The sequence below is a fragment of the Nostoc sp. genome (assembly GCF_036916735.1).
GTDB lineage: Bacteria > Cyanobacteriota > Cyanobacteriia > Cyanobacteriales > Nostocaceae > Nostoc.
Genome location: NZ_JBALFV010000116.1, coordinates 25,006 through 39,387, shown reverse-complemented (window position 1 = coordinate 39,387; position 14,382 = coordinate 25,006). Strand labels below are relative to the sequence as shown.

Annotated in this window: 12 protein-coding genes; 10 read left to right on the top strand and 2 right to left on the bottom strand. The window is 43.4% G+C overall.

Annotation, left to right across the window (positions count from 1 at the left end):
• Nucleotides 1-82: 82 nt before the first annotated feature.
• Nucleotides 83-2,374 (bottom strand): amylo-alpha-1,6-glucosidase, encoded by a 2,292-nt coding sequence (locus V7L20_RS28850; RefSeq protein ID WP_334747362.1) that lies wholly within the window; start codon nucleotides 2,372-2,374, stop codon nucleotides 83-85.
• Nucleotides 2,375-3,419: 1,045 nt separating this feature from the next.
• On the opposite strand from V7L20_RS28850, the gene V7L20_RS28845 reads away from it, so the two are divergent.
• From V7L20_RS28845 to V7L20_RS28810, 8 genes are all read left to right on the top strand, one after another.
• Nucleotides 3,420-5,429, top strand: coding sequence for a DICT sensory domain-containing protein (locus V7L20_RS28845; RefSeq protein WP_334747361.1), 2,010 nt, complete (start codon nucleotides 3,420-3,422; stop codon nucleotides 5,427-5,429).
• Nucleotides 5,430-5,687: 258 nt separating this feature from the next.
• Nucleotides 5,688-6,113 carry a photosystem I reaction center subunit II PsaD gene (locus V7L20_RS28840; RefSeq protein WP_334747360.1) on the top strand — a complete coding sequence of 142 codons (426 nt, stop codon included), beginning with the start codon at nucleotides 5,688-5,690 and terminating at the stop codon, nucleotides 6,111-6,113.
• Nucleotides 6,114-6,207: 94 nt separating this feature from the next.
• The gene (trpE, locus tag V7L20_RS28835) at nucleotides 6,208-7,749 is read left to right on the top strand and encodes an anthranilate synthase component I (protein WP_334747359.1); all 1,542 of its coding nucleotides are present in this window, start codon (nucleotides 6,208-6,210) and stop codon (nucleotides 7,747-7,749) included.
• A 34-nt stretch (nucleotides 7,750-7,783) separates the two neighbouring features.
• Nucleotides 7,784-8,413, top strand: coding sequence for a tRNA-(ms[2]io[6]A)-hydroxylase (locus tag V7L20_RS28830; RefSeq protein ID WP_334747358.1), 630 nt, complete (start codon nucleotides 7,784-7,786; stop codon nucleotides 8,411-8,413).
• 18 nt (nucleotides 8,414-8,431) lie between these two features.
• The gene (locus tag V7L20_RS28825) at nucleotides 8,432-8,836 is read left to right on the top strand and encodes a VOC family protein (protein ID WP_334747357.1); all 405 of its coding nucleotides are present in this window, start codon (nucleotides 8,432-8,434) and stop codon (nucleotides 8,834-8,836) included.
• A 571-nt stretch (nucleotides 8,837-9,407) separates the two neighbouring features.
• Nucleotides 9,408-9,905, top strand: coding sequence for a GNAT family N-acetyltransferase (locus V7L20_RS28820; RefSeq protein ID WP_334747390.1), 498 nt, complete (start codon nucleotides 9,408-9,410; stop codon nucleotides 9,903-9,905).
• 44 nt (nucleotides 9,906-9,949) lie between these two features.
• The gene (locus tag V7L20_RS28815; RefSeq protein WP_334747356.1) at nucleotides 9,950-10,627 is read left to right on the top strand and encodes a ComF family protein; all 678 of its coding nucleotides are present in this window, start codon (nucleotides 9,950-9,952) and stop codon (nucleotides 10,625-10,627) included.
• Between the two features lie 87 nt (nucleotides 10,628-10,714).
• Nucleotides 10,715-11,170 (top strand): PPC domain-containing protein, encoded by a 456-nt coding sequence (locus tag V7L20_RS28810; protein WP_334747355.1) that lies wholly within the window; start codon nucleotides 10,715-10,717, stop codon nucleotides 11,168-11,170.
• A 159-nt stretch (nucleotides 11,171-11,329) separates the two neighbouring features.
• Here V7L20_RS28810 and cobS read toward each other — a convergent pair whose 3' ends face one another.
• Nucleotides 11,330-12,109, bottom strand: coding sequence for an adenosylcobinamide-GDP ribazoletransferase (gene cobS, locus V7L20_RS28805; RefSeq protein WP_334747354.1), 780 nt, complete (start codon nucleotides 12,107-12,109; stop codon nucleotides 11,330-11,332).
• Nucleotides 12,110-12,485: 376 nt separating this feature from the next.
• On the opposite strand from cobS, the gene V7L20_RS28800 reads away from it, so the two are divergent.
• Both V7L20_RS28800 and tgt read left to right on the top strand, forming a co-directional pair.
• The gene (locus V7L20_RS28800; RefSeq protein WP_334747353.1) at nucleotides 12,486-12,938 is read left to right on the top strand and encodes a hypothetical protein; all 453 of its coding nucleotides are present in this window, start codon (nucleotides 12,486-12,488) and stop codon (nucleotides 12,936-12,938) included.
• A 274-nt stretch (nucleotides 12,939-13,212) separates the two neighbouring features.
• Entirely contained in the window at nucleotides 13,213-14,361 is a 1,149-nt protein-coding gene (gene tgt / locus V7L20_RS28795; protein WP_334747352.1) for a tRNA guanosine(34) transglycosylase Tgt, read from the top strand.
• Nucleotides 14,362-14,382 lie beyond the last annotated feature (21 nt).

Genomic DNA, 14,382 nt, shown 5'->3' with positions numbered 1-14,382 from the left:
TACTAAGCGATGTCTACGACGGGCTACGCCTACGCACTAATCATAAAATAGGGAGTGAGCCATTCACCACTCCCTAATTTCTCTAGGCTTCAATAACTACCCGTAAATTACCTCGTTTTTTTGCAACGCGACAAGCAGTCGTAGTCCCAGAACGCTCAAATTCTAAATCGAGGATGGTGGGGCCGACTCGCAAATTATGAAATGACAAGCGATTAATCGATTCTGGCAAAGCGGGGTCGATTATTCGCAAGCAATTATTTTGAGCATCAGGCACTAAGTTAACCATCATTTGCAGTAGTTGGAAAATACTACCAGTAGCCCAAGCTTGGGGAGTACAAGCAACTGGATACTGCACTGGGGCATTATCACCGTTTCGTTGGTAGCCGCAGAAGAGTTCTGGAGGACGTTGATAAGGCTGCTGACTGGTCATGTCAAATAAACCTTGGAAAAGTTCCAAGGCTTGATCGATCAGACCAAGCGATCGCAATCCCATTGCAATCAGAGCGTTATCATGGGGCCAAACCGAACCAATGTGATAACCCATTGGATTATAAGCGGGTGACAAACTACTCAAGGTACGAATGCCCCAACCATTAAACATATCTGGTGCCCGCAATCGTTCTGCTACACTATAAGCTCTTTCGTGGCTGAAAAGACCCAAATGCAGGCAATGACCAGGATTTGAGGTAATACTGTCTACTGGCTTGCCATCTCCATCCAAAGCCAAAGCGCAAAAATCCTGGTTTTCCACCCAAAAATCTCGATTAAAACGAACTTTGAGACTTCTGGCCTCTTCTTGCCAGCGATCTGCCAAATCAAGCCGCTTCTTCATCCTAGCTATTTCTGCTAGGCGCATTTTTGCAGCATAGACATAAGCTTGCACTTCACAAAGGGCAATTGGGCCGTTGGCTAATTCTCCCTTGTGGTCTACGATACAGTCACCAGAATCTTTCCAACCTTGGTTAACAAGACCGCGTTTGGATTTACGGAAGTAACTGAGGTAGCTGGTTTCTTTCGTATTGCGATCAATCCAGTCCATTGCTGCTAGAGCATTCGGCCAAAGTTGCTCTAGGAGTTCGTGATCGTGAGTCCAAGCATAATGTTCGGCATACAGCATCAACCACAGGGGAGTGGCATCAACTGTGCCGTAGTAGGGTGTATGGGGAATTTCTTGACAACGAGCCATTTCTCCCATACGTAACTCGTGCAAAATTTTACCCGGTTCTTCTTCGCGCCATTCGTCGTCGATTTTACCTTGGTATGCCGCAAGCAATATTAGGGTTTCTTTGGCGATTTGCGAGTTTAACATTAGGGCTTGAGAAGCTGTAATCAGCGAATCCCGCCCAAATAGTGTCGAAAACCACGGCACTCCAGCCGAAACTGTCTTATGCTTACCAAAAGACTGACGCAACAAATACATATCTTGCTCGGCCCGCTCAATCACGCGATTGAAGGTGTTTTTATCTGAGCTAATGCGGGTAATTTGTTCTACCCAGTGTTGCTCCTCCATCAACTCAGCAGCTTTCGCCTGTCCTAAAGTAAAGGCGGCGCTTACAGTTGAACTAGACTGGTTGTTTTTGAACATGCTCACTCGGTAGCCCAGCTTTTGAGTTTCATGAGAAGCTAACTCTAGCTGCCAAACCGCAGTGTAACCCTTGAAATAGTCTGGTTGGTGATGCTGGAATAAAATACGGGATTCCATTATTGAGCCATCCAGACCTTGATAGGCAAGTGTTAAAGATTCTTCCCTAAAAGTTGGTGGCTCTTTGGGTATAGGCGAAACACTATCGGCTAGAGAAACTGTTCCTTCTTCAGCCGTTGGTTCTACTAGACGTAAGAGCCGACCTCGTTTTTCTCTGTCATAGCCCCGGACTTCAAATAAATCAACAAAATCTGCATTAAAGCTGATGCTTAGTTCAAAATTGACAGTTGTTGTGCTGTAGTTAGATACCTCTATTTCTTCAAATAGTGCCCCATTTAGAACCATTTCCCGGCGAATTCCCACAGTTTCTGCTCTTAGGCGTTCGTCGATTCTGGGGTTGGTACACAAAACTGAGAGTGAAAACCCTTTTTCAGCAGTACTACTCAGGAGTACAGGCGATCGCCCTTCAATTTGCAACTCCAAGCGATTGATAAATCTCGTATCACAACAAAACAGTCCCATGCTGGAATTGCCATCATTGAGGGAACAGCCAGAAATATTCCCAATAGTATCCGTCACAAAAAATAAATCATCATCTTTAACCGTCAGTGTCGGTTGTGGTCTTTCACTCACAACACAAGGCCACTCCGGGATAGGTAATTGTTCGGCAGGAATAAAAGTTTTTCCATCCAGGAAAATTTTTTCCTGGGTGATTAGCGTATCCGGTGTCATTAGCTAAAGTTCCGTGTACAGGTCTATATTTTTGTGGTCTTCTGAGTAGAGGTTGCTGACCCTCACAACTTTCAAATAAAAGACGCTTTCTAAAACTTGCTTGAGCCATTGGAGCCAAAATAACACTTAACTACTGCTGACAACATAGCAGCGCTCAAACCAGTAGAAGCAGATATTTATAGACTTACGCCTGATGTGAATTAGAAAAGCCTCTTATCGCATAAGGGTTTCTAGACTCGCCCAAAATCTTAGTTTTGGGACTACCCACGAAATTACAAGTGTTTCAAGACTTAAGTTACGTCTAACGTGACTTACATTTTATAACTCTAAATTGACACTTTTCCCACTTGTAGGGCCGAGATTATTTGTTTTCTACTATTATACGATTTTGTTTTAAATATCTATGGTATTTGATTAGACTAATTTATGAGAATTCATTAATTGATTAAATTTAATCAATAATTATTGATTAAATTATGTGAATGTAGCAGTAATGATTTTTGAATAAGAAAGTTTATTTAGTGACCATAAATCAACAGTAAGCAAAGTAGCCTGTTGTAAGCTGTCGCGCCTACAAGTTACACTATTTTCATTGTCAAAAAAAGCTGCAAACCCTCTCCCTTGCTGTCAGCAAGAACTGCCCCCTGCGGCCTCAATGTGCTTGCTTAAATGCTTAACAGCTTAGACATCGCCTACTTTGCTTACACCTGGACTATCAATCAATCATCAGTGGTTATCAATAAAAATAGTTTAAAGCATACAAAAATTAATAATTTAGTACTTAGTACGGAAATATTTTGATTGTGCAAGCATATTTCAAACTCGGTCGAGAATGTATATTGGGCGTAGTAGGTTGTCAATCAACAAATAAAGTTGTATGCACTCCTTCTAATTGGTAACAAAGTGTTGCGCCTGCTTTGGCAGAAAGTGCTTAAGCGTGTTCTTTACATATTGAAACTCTTTATTTAGCTTGAGAGTCCCTTGGAATTTGTACAATGCAGCTGTGACGTGGATCTTGTCGAGGTTGAACGTTTAACAATAATTCATGAGCATTTCGACTTCTGTGCTGAGTGATCTGCTAAAGTCCCTAGCATACTTGCGGCCCCAGCTATATTTTAAGGCTTCATTAACGGCGCTCTCCCATGCGATGGAAGATCAAGTTTTGGCTGCGACTTTAGCACAACCCCTTGTAATTGCTAGTTTTCAGCGAGAGCGATTCTACCGCCAAGAAGCTCATCGCTACCAACGACTTGCTTTACGGAGTAACCAAATATACGTTTTGGCTGCTCCTGAAACGGATTTTGTCAACAGTTCAGAATACTACGAAAAGATAGCTTTTGAGCCAACGGATGGCTTAAGCCATGAGTGGCATTTGGTAGTGATTGCTGACAATTATGCTACTTGTCTAGTTTGCCGGGAAAGCCTTGGTTCTATTACCAAAAACAACCAATTACCGGAACTAAGCCCTAATCTGGATATAGACGCAGCGCGAAGATTTGAGGGAGTTTGGACATCGGAAAGAGGAGTTAGTATCAAAGCAGCTGAACTGCTGTTAAACAGGATTTTGGTTTACAGACCAGAACTGGCAAGTAAAATTGAGGAGGCACGTCAGAGGTTTGGTATAGGAGAGCCGCGAAGCCACTCTGGAGCAGAACAGATCAATGAATATGCTTGTGACATCGATACAGATCCCTTTGTGCAGCGCTTAGTAACTTACTTGCAAGCTAGTCAGTACAAATTGCACAAAGCCTACCGTTCCATTGCTGCCCAAGCACGAAAAGAACGATTAGTCAACTCGATTAGCACAGCCATTCGGCGATCGCTCGATCCACACGAAGTTCTCCAAGTGGCGGCACAAGAATTAGGACAACACCTAGAAGCCTGTCGCTGTCTAATTTACCGCGCTCAAGCCACAGATAGCCAAGCCATAATTGAACACGAGTTTTTAACTCCTGGTATTTTATCTGTTCGTGGGCAAATCTGGGAGTTAGAAAAAAATTCTCTATTTCGGGGCATAGTCGAACTTGGCGAAGGGGTTTGTGTAAGCGATACACTGAGTGACCCTCGCGTTACCAGTTCGCCAGCACTTTCCATGATCGCCAAAAAGTTTGCCATTCGTTCTTGGTTGATAGAACCAGTATTCTATCAAGGGCGATTATTGGGCATTGTGGAGTTGCACTATTGTCGAATGCCACCCCACGAGTGCCAACCTGGGGAATTGGATTTGGTAGAAGCGATCGCCACCCAAGTGGGAGCAGCTCTGATCCAAGCGGAAGCTTACGCCAACCTAGAAGAGCTTAACCAGCAGTTAGAAGCTCTAGACCGCACCCGCAGCAACCTCATAGCCATCACCGGGCATGAACTGCGTACACCCCTATCCACCATTCAAGTGTGCTTAGAAAGCCTTGCTAGTGAGCCTGACATGCCTTTGGAGTTGCAGCAGGTCATGCTTAATACTGCTCTTTCCGACTCAGAACGGATGCGAAAACTGGTACAAGATTTCCTCACACTTTCCAACTTGGAAAGCGGTCGGGTGGAATGGCATCCAGAATCCCTGACTTTACAAGAGTGTATAGATTTATCACTTAGCCGCAATCGCACACGTTCCTCAATGGAAAAGCCGCCGAAAATCAAGACTGAAATTGCCGAAAATCTACCTTTGGTTAGAGCTGATGGTGATTGGCTAGTGGAGGTACTGGCAAAACTCATAGATAACGCTTGTAAATTTACGCCACCCCAAGGAGAAATCACCATTAAAGCAATTTACAACAACCATCAAATGGTCGAGGTAACTGTAGCAGACACTGGACGCGGCATCGAACCAAATCGTTTAGAAGTGGTTTTTGACCGCTTCTATCAGGAGGAGGGAGCGCTGCGCCGCACCACTGGCGGCACTGGACTTGGTTTAGCAATTTGCCGTCAAATTGTTAATGGCTGGGGTGGGGAAATTTGGGCAGAGTCAACAGGCAAAGACCAGGGTAGTCAGTTTCATTTCACCATACCAATTGTTCAAAGTAGCCAAGAGGAAAAGCGGACAAAAGTCAAGAGTAAATAGGGATTGGGAATTGAGGATTGGGGATTAGTTTTTAACAAAGGACTAATAACCAATGACTAATACTTCGACTACGCCCAACTCTACCAGAGGCTGCGCCTTAAGCGTAGCTATGCCGCAGGCTTTACGGCTACTAAGAGGACAAACTCAGTACAAGTGACAAAGGATAAATGACTAAAAACTGTTACAGTCTATGACGCGATCGCAATATGATCCTGGTTGCGGTGTTAGGATTCCCTAAAAACGTTGAGAGGATCACTTATGGCAGAAACACTCTCTGGACAAACCCCGCTATTTGGTGGCAGCACCGGTGGCTTGCTAAACAAAGCAGAAGTTGAAGAAAAGTACGCTATCACTTGGACTAGCCCGAAAGAGCAAGTTTTTGAATTGCCTACAGGTGGTGCTGCTATTATGCGCAAAGGTGAAAACCTGCTGTATATAGCTCGTAAAGAATATGGAATCTTTTTGGGCGGTCAGCAACTCCGGAAACTCAAAATTACAGATTACAAAGTTTACCGGATTTTACCCAACGGAGAAACCACCTTACTTCACCCAGCTGATGGTGTATTCCCTGAAAAAGTGAATGAAGGTCGTGACAAAGTGCGTTATGTAGACCGTCGTATCGGACAAAACCCCAGTCCCGCTAAACTTAAGTTTAGCGGTGTTTATACCTACGACGCTCCGTAACTAGCTGTTAGTAGCTAATGGGTAATTAGTAATGGGTAATTGGTAAGTAAAAACCCATTACCCATTACCAATTACCAATTACCTTTGAAAAATAATGATGTTTCCGGATTTCTCCCAGTTTTCCAACCTAGCACAACAAGGCAACTTCGTCCCGGTATATCAAGAATGGGTAGCAGACTTAGATACGCCCGTATCTGCTTGGTATAAAGTCTGTGCAGGTCAACCCTATAGCTTTTTGTTGGAATCGATCGAAGGTGGGGAAAAACTGGGACGCTATAGTTTAGTAGGTTGCGATCCTTTGTGGGTTTTGGAAGCAAGGGGCGATCGCACAACCCAGAAAAACCGTGATGGTTCACAGGTAGTTTTTGCAGGCGACCCTTTTACAGCTTTAGCCGAGTGTTTAGAACCTTTTCACCCAGTCAAGTTACCACAGCTACCGCCAGGAATTGGCGGTTTATTTGGGTTTTGGGGCTATGAATTAATTCGCTGGATTGAGCCGCGTGTGCCAATTTATCCACCAGATCAGCGAAATATCCCTGATGGATTGTGGATGCAGGTAGACCACCTATTGATTTTTGATCAGGTGAAGCGGAAAATTTGGGCGATCGCCTATGCTGATTTACGTAACGTAGAGAGGTTAGATGTAACGTCTTTACACGCAGCATATCAACAAGCGTGCGATCGCGTCACCCAAATGCTCGAAAAGCTATCTCTGCCTCTATCGCCAGAAAAAACTCGATTGGAATGGAAACCGCCAGGGAGCAGGGGAACAGAGGAGCAAGGGAGCAAAGCAGCAGAGGAGTACAATAGTAATTTCACCCGCCCTGATTTTTGTGCTAGCGTCCAAAAAGCCAAAGATTACATCAAAGCAGGCGATATATTTCAAGTAGTAATTTCCCAGCGACTATCAACAGCATACACAGGTGACCCGTTTGCCCTTTATCGCTCCTTACGTCAGATAAATCCTTCGCCTTACATGGCTTACTTTAACTTCCAAAATTGGCAAATCATCGGTTCTAGTCCCGAAGTAATGGTGAAAGCCGAAACTGATGCAGATGCTGGAGTAATAGCAACAGTACGCCCAATTGCCGGAACACGTCCACGGGGTAAAACCACCCAGGAAGATGCAGCGTTTGCAAAGGATTTACTCGAAGATCCTAAAGAAGTTGCCGAACATGTGATGCTTGTAGATTTAGGGCGCAATGATTTAGGGCGTGTTTGTGAAAATGGTAGCGTCAAAGTTGATGAATTAATGGTAGTTGAGCGCTACTCCCATGTGATGCACATAGTCAGCAATGTTGTGGGTAAATTAGCACTTAGTAAAACAGCATGGGATTTATTGAAAGCTTGCTTCCCAGCAGGTACGGTAAGCGGCGCACCCAAGATTCGGGCGATGGAAATTATCCACGAATTAGAGTCTAGCCGTCGGGGTGTTTATTCAGGTGTGTATGGATATTACGATTTTGAAGGACAATTAAATACTGCGATCGCAATTCGCACAATGGTAGTGCATGATAATACAGTAAGCATGCAAGCTGGTGCAGGTTTGGTAGCTGATTCTGAACCAGAAAAAGAATACGAAGAGACGCTCAATAAAGCTAGAGGTCTATTAGAGGCGATTCGTTGTCTGCGTTGAACTGGGGTCTGGGGACAGACCATGAGTTTTAACTATGGAAAAATCTAAAATCCAAATATTGATTGATGTGCTTACTCAGTTACCAACTATCAACGCCTTGAAACAACCCACTAGCTCTGCTTGGGTTGAACAAGCAATTGCTAATTTAGACATCATATTACTTGACCACTCGCACTGTGAACGTAAAGCAGCAGGCGTAGCTTTAAACATGATGTTTCGCTACCCTTCTAATACTAAAATGGTTCGGGAACTAACTGCGATCGCCCGCGAAGAACTAGAACACTTTGAGCTAGTTAACCAATGGTTAGAACGCCGTAATATTCCCCTAGCTCCCCTACCACCGCCTCCCTACGGCGCTGGTTTAAAAGCTAGTATCCGCGCTAAAGAACCTGAGCGATTTCTGGATTCCTTACTAGTCACTGGTTTAATTGAAGCTCGCTCTCACGAACGCCTCGGACTATTAGCCGCTCACTGTCCAGAGCCAGAGTTAGCAAAATTTTATCGTGGACTTATGGCATCCGAAGCGCGTCACTACGGTATATATTGGGTTTTAGCTGCTACTTATTTTAACAGAGAAATTGTCATGCAACGGCTTGATGAATTAGCAATTGTTGAAAGTGAGTTGCTGGCGACTTTGCACCCAGAACCTAGAATTCACAGTTAGTAGACTAACCCAACAGATATGAAGCTTCAGTTAACACACCTGAGACTGCTTGTCTCCAACTACAAAGATTCTTTTCTGTTCTACCGGGATCTGCTGAAATTTGATGTCGATTGGGGCGATGAAAATAGCGGATATGCTGAGTTTAATACCGGATATCTCAAGCTCGGTTTGTTCAAAAAAGAATTAATGGCTGAAGTAGTTCCAAGAATCGAACAGCCTTCTTATGTTGTCAATCGAGATAAAATTGCCTTGATTTTCGCTGTCGATAACGTGGATGAAGTCTATGAGCAAGTAAAAGCTCAGAATGCGATCGTTGTAACTCAACCACAAGATCGCCCCAGTTGGGGAATCCGCACAGCTCATTTTCGCGATCCTGATGGCAATCTCATCGAAATCTACAACAATCTGGGAATTGTCAGTTAACTAAACCTTAGCGCTCTTTCATCACTCTCACCAGAGAATAAAACAATAATCCTTATTACACAAGACTTTCAGACAAAAGATATCATTTTAGCCATAATGTTAGAAAATAAAGCGACAAACCCAGTTTCTATGCCTTGTTTAGAAGTTGGCTAAAATTTTTCTTTGACCAGAGTGATGAAAGAGCTTAGTGATTTCCAAGATATAAATTATCCAGGCGTTTCACCCGCCCCTAACAAAAGGCGGGTCTTCAGTTTTGCCCCATTCTACAAATATTTAACTCCTGGTATCACTTTAGCTATCTGGGGCTTTTGGAAGAGTAATAAAGGCTGATATCAAGTCGTAACATCAATGTCAGCGTAGGTGTAACCCACCGCAGGCATCGCTACTATATCGTTGAATTGTCGTTAGTAAGAAGACTTAGGGAGAGGAAAACAATTCTTCTTTCCAAGTCTTTTCATTGACACCTTGAGAGTACCACCTGAAACGGACTCTGCAAGAATTGCTATTTGCTGAGTAAATTGGGATATAGATGCGGAAAATTTTTCTGTGTAAACTTGACCAGCAAATGGTAATGAAAAACTATTATCAAGATTTTTTAATCCGTGATTGGGTGCAAAGTGATCGCACAAGAGCCGCCGAAGTCATCAGTTATGTATTATCAGAATACGGTCTGGGTTGGGAACCAAAGGGCGCTGACCGAGATGTGCTGGGAGTAGAGGAATATTATTTAGCTACTGGGGGAGAGTTTTGGGTAATTGAACACCAAAGCCAGTTAGTGGGTACTGGGGCATACTACCCCATACACCGAGGCGAAAAAGCTGTAGAAATCCGCAAAATGTATCTTTTGCCCAGCATCAGGGGTTTAGGATTAGGGAAATATTTGTTACAACAGCTAGAAGCAGCGATCGCAAAGCGTGGTTTTGAGCAAATTTGGATTGAAACCGCCAGCGTTTTAGTAGAAGCAGTCAAGCTTTATGAAAGCAACGGCTACACTCCAGCAACGGGAGTAGAAACAACAAGGTGCGATCGCGTGTATGTTAAGTTACTCCACAACAGTCAAGGGTTATAAGTTATGAATTCCTAACTCTTAACCCCTAACTCCTAACTCTTAAAATGCACACTTTGATTAAAAATCTTACAGGCTTACTAAATCTTTTTCTCCAATCCCATTGTCCTCTTTGCCAACGTGCAACCTCGCAAGAATTCTGTCATAACTGCACCAGACAACTGCAAAAATGTCAACGTCAAGACCCGATTTCTCTGTGGCAAGAGCCAATACCAGTATTTGGCTGGGGAGAGTATGGTGGCCCGGTGAAACGAGCGATTGCGGCGATGAAATACGACAATCAACCCCAAATAGCTCGTCCTTTAGGTCACTGGTTAGGAGAGGCATGGTTGTTAAATTCACCCAGACAAGATAGACAGCCTGTGGTGGTTCCCATCCCACTCCACCCTAGCAAGCAAAAGCAACGTAAATATAATCAAGCCGCACTGATAGCCCAAAGCTTCTGCGAAATAACAGGATTAAAATTGAAACTAAATGGTTTAGCAAGAGTGCGAGAAACTGAAGCACAATTCGGTTTATCGGTATCTAAACGAGAAAAAAACTTGGCTAACGCTTTTGCTGTTGGCCAAGAATTTTGCCATCGTCCCCCAAATGTCCCAGTGCTGTTAATAGACGATATTTATACTACTGGTGCTACTGCTAGGTCTGCTGTGCAAACACTTCGTCAGTATGGAATTGTCGTCTTAGGATTAGTAGCAGTAGCTACTGCCGTCAAAGACAGATAAATCAATAAGTAATAGGCAGGCTTTAGCAGATAAGTGCATAAATTGACCGAATTACCCTATCTTTGTAGAAAAAATTGCTTGAAATGTATGAATAAAGTTTTTGCAGCAGGTTTAAAACAACTCATGATTATTCCTGCCACATTGTTGGCAATAAGTATAAGTACAAGTGCAGCTTTTGCTCAAAATAAGTTGTATAGTCCAATTCCTTTATCTAACAGTACTGAATTTTCTGATACCCTCTCAAACAAAGACATTCCCACAGGTCAAGGTGGGTTTGCCCGTGATTATACAGTGAAGTTACAGAAGGGCGATAATTTAGCAATTGACCTGTCATCCGAAAACTTTGACAGCATTATCACTCTTTTAGCACCTGATGGATCGACTTTGGCAGAAAATGATGATGGCCCTGATGGTAGTAGCAATTCCCTACTATTTACTCGCATCGTAGAGACAGGGAATTATGTGATTCGTGTCCGCTCTTTTGGGGAAACTGGAGTTGGGGCTTTTAAACTCAAGGTGACAAAGCTGCAACCGATTAAATGAAGTTAGGAGTTAGGAGTTTGGGGTTTGAGGTTTGGGGTTTGATTTTTAACTCCTCACTTTGCTGCAACTGATTAAATGAAGTTAGGAGTTAGGAGTTAAGAGTTTGGGTTTTGGGGTTTGGGGTTTGATTTTTAACTCCTCACTTTTCACTCCTCACTCCTAACTTCCTACAGCAGTCAATACACAGAGAAATAAAGCTTCAGTCCACTCAACGACTGCACCGTAGGTATCTCCTGTGTGTCCACCTAATTTGTGGTTGAACCACGCGCCAGTTAAAGTAGCGATCGCACTTCCAGCAATTATCATTGCCAGTGCGAGAAATAGCTGCTGTCTATCTATCAACCAAAGTAAACCACTCAAACCAAACAGCAACAACAATCCCGGTAACAAATCTTTGTAAGAACGAATGGCTTGTTTGTGAAATGCACCTTTACCAGTTGGTTTCAGGTAAGGATATCGCGCGATCGCTACCTGTTGTCCCCAACGTCCCCAGCCACAAGCAGCCATCAGCAATAAGCAACGGTTTTCTGGCATATCCGTCAAAGCTGCTATTTTTAGTATCATTAAGGCGATCGCTGCCATTGCCCCAAATGCACCTGTAGCACTATCTGTCATCACTTCCAGTCGCCGATTTGGGTCACCCACTGCCAAACCATCGGCAGTATCCATTGCCCCATCTAAGTGCAGTCCTCCAGTTATCGCAATCCAAACGCTGACTACTAAAGCACTACGAGTTAACACTGGCATACCTAGATAATCCATCCCCGTATCCAGTAATCCTAAAATTCCCCCAATTATTAACCCTACAACCAAAGCAAGACGTGCCACTCTCCCAAAGTCTAATCCCTCCAAATTCGGGATAGGAATAATTGTATAAAATATGACAGCTGCTGCTAGCTTTAACAGCAGCTTTTTCCACCACTGTTGCTGTTTCGTCATCTTAGTAACATTAATATATGGTTAATTGCTGGATAATAGATTTGGGTTAAGTAAAACCAACATGAGCATACTTTAAAACTTTAGATAAGATTTACTTCTATTAAAGATTCTTCTTCAATATTTTGTTATGCTGTTCTAAGTGGTAAATAAATAATTAAAAGTACTTTTTATACAAAAAACGAATGATTCAGGAAATTAAAATTCCATTAGGGATCAAAATTAGTGTTTTGTATTCGTTAACTAAAAACTTACTTCAAATTATTAGACGATTGCCCCACAAAATTGATATTTTTTTAAATATAGGAAGTAAACAAGCTATTCAATTATGACAGTTTAGCTATGTTGTCGCTCTCCTTAGCTCAATCGCTATTTTCCTATGAGTCACCATCTACCCGACATCAGGATACCAGCTCCGTGCATTATTAACACGGGCATCATTGTGAATAAGCTCGATATCCGGCGATTGCTGACAGACTTAGGTCGAGTCCACTACATCTACACCCAAGAAGATAAGGTACTGAGCGAGGGTGAAGGGGATGTGATGGAAGTTTTCGCCAATCCGCAAAGGTCTACCTTAGTGGCTAACCACGCCCTATATCTAAACGTTTGTAGTTTTGATTACTTGGAACTAAAACAGTCGTCGCAACAAGAAACCTATTTTGATTTGATCCAAGAAGGAGTGTGTCTGCGGTTGATTCCCTGCTCAACCCCCATACAAGAGCGACGAGAGCGAAACTTCAATGTCAGCGCCATAGAAGCGATGATGGAGCAAGTCCTCTCAGCTAGGTGGGATGCAGAAATTGACGATGACTGTTCTGATTCTTTTTAAAATAGCCACTATTATACCAAATTTATCTGAGGTTGCGCTTTATTGATCTAGGGGCAATTCAAAATTGCCCCTACATCGTATAGTTTTGCGTAAGTCCTATAAGCGCCAATACCGTTCGGTTAAGATCCCCCCGCCTGCGGCGATCCCCGATAAATTGGGGGTAAACAAGAGACAAAGCCCCCCTTGAAAAAGAGGGGTTGGGGGGATCTCCAAGAGTCAAACATATTAACCGAACTGTATTGCTATAGGCGCATCTTCAAAAATCCAAAATGGTATGAGTGCGAATTTTTCCTTTGAATGTCTTGCTTGCTGTAGCCAAACCAAAGCTAGAGCAGGAGTGTTTTTCACTCCTCACGGTGTTGTAGAAACCCCCAGATTTATGCCAGTGGGAACACTGGCGAATGTCAAAACTCTTACCCCATCTCAGCTACGAGATACTGGGGCGCAAATGATCTTATCTAATACTTATCATCTTCACCTACAACCAGGGGAAGCGATTGTAGCTGCGGGTGGTGGGTTGCACAAATTTATGGGTTGGAATGGCCCAATGCTCACAGATTCGGGTGGTTTTCAAGTGTTCAGCTTAAGCCAGATGCGGAAAATTACAGAAGAAGGCGTCACATTCCGCTCACCCCATGATGGACAAATTATTAACTTGACCCCTGAGCTATCTATTGAGATTCAAAATACTTTGGGGGCTGATGTGATTATGGCCTTTGATGAGTGTCCGCCTTACCCAGCGACTCGCCAAGAGGTTGAAACTGCAACTGAGCGCACTTATCGCTGGTTAGAACGCTGCATAACGGCTCATCAACGCAGTGAGCAAGCGTTGTTTGGGATTGTGCAAGGGGGCGTGTATTTAGATTTGCGTTGCCGTGCGGCCGAAGCTTTGGCTAAGTTGGATTTGCCGGGATATGCCATTGGTGGCGTGAGTGTGGGAGAACCGCCAGAATTGATGGCTGAGATTGTAAAAGTGACAGCACCGCTTCTACCGCCTGAAAAGCCGCGTTATTTGATGGGTGTCGGTACTTATCGGGAAATGGCGATCGCGATCGCATCTGGTATAGATTTATTTGATTGCGTAATTCCTACCCGTTGGGCGAGACATGGTACAGCAATCGTCCGGGGCGGACGCTGGAATTTAAAAAATGCTAAGTTTCGTGAAGATTTTACGCCATTAGATGAAACTTGTCCTTGTTACACCTGCCAAAACTTTAGCCGGGCTTATGTATCTCATTTAGTGCGATCGCAAGAAATTTTAGCTTATACCTTGTTGAGCATTCACAACATTACCGAACTAATTCGCTTTACGCAGCATATTAGAGAAGCAATATTAAGCGATCGCTTTGTCACAGAATTTGGTCACTGGCTCAACTCATCTGAATCAGCACCAGATGAAGAGGAAATTACAAATGATTATTGACTAATTAGCAAGACCCAAACC

What these genes read in the sequence shown, in the direction of transcription:
- V7L20_RS28850 (WP_334747362.1), bottom strand. Translation starts at nt 2,374, where the DNA reads ATGACACCGGATACGCTAATCACCCAGGAAAAAATTTTCCTGGATGGA.
- V7L20_RS28845 (WP_334747361.1), top strand. Translation starts at nt 3,420, where the DNA reads ATGAGCATTTCGACTTCTGTGCTGAGTGATCTGCTAAAGTCCCTAGCA.
- V7L20_RS28840 (WP_334747360.1), top strand. Translation starts at nt 5,688, where the DNA reads ATGGCAGAAACACTCTCTGGACAAACCCCGCTATTTGGTGGCAGCACC.
- trpE (WP_334747359.1), top strand. Translation starts at nt 6,208, where the DNA reads ATGATGTTTCCGGATTTCTCCCAGTTTTCCAACCTAGCACAACAAGGC.
- V7L20_RS28830 (WP_334747358.1), top strand. Translation starts at nt 7,784, where the DNA reads ATGGAAAAATCTAAAATCCAAATATTGATTGATGTGCTTACTCAGTTA.
- V7L20_RS28825 (WP_334747357.1), top strand. Translation starts at nt 8,432, where the DNA reads ATGAAGCTTCAGTTAACACACCTGAGACTGCTTGTCTCCAACTACAAA.
- V7L20_RS28820 (WP_334747390.1), top strand. Translation starts at nt 9,408, where the DNA reads ATGAAAAACTATTATCAAGATTTTTTAATCCGTGATTGGGTGCAAAGT.
- V7L20_RS28815 (WP_334747356.1), top strand. Translation starts at nt 9,950, where the DNA reads ATGCACACTTTGATTAAAAATCTTACAGGCTTACTAAATCTTTTTCTC.
- V7L20_RS28810 (WP_334747355.1), top strand. Translation starts at nt 10,715, where the DNA reads ATGAATAAAGTTTTTGCAGCAGGTTTAAAACAACTCATGATTATTCCT.
- cobS (WP_334747354.1), bottom strand. Translation starts at nt 12,109, where the DNA reads ATGACGAAACAGCAACAGTGGTGGAAAAAGCTGCTGTTAAAGCTAGCA.
- V7L20_RS28800 (WP_334747353.1), top strand. Translation starts at nt 12,486, where the DNA reads ATGAGTCACCATCTACCCGACATCAGGATACCAGCTCCGTGCATTATT.
- tgt (WP_334747352.1), top strand. Translation starts at nt 13,213, where the DNA reads ATGAGTGCGAATTTTTCCTTTGAATGTCTTGCTTGCTGTAGCCAAACC.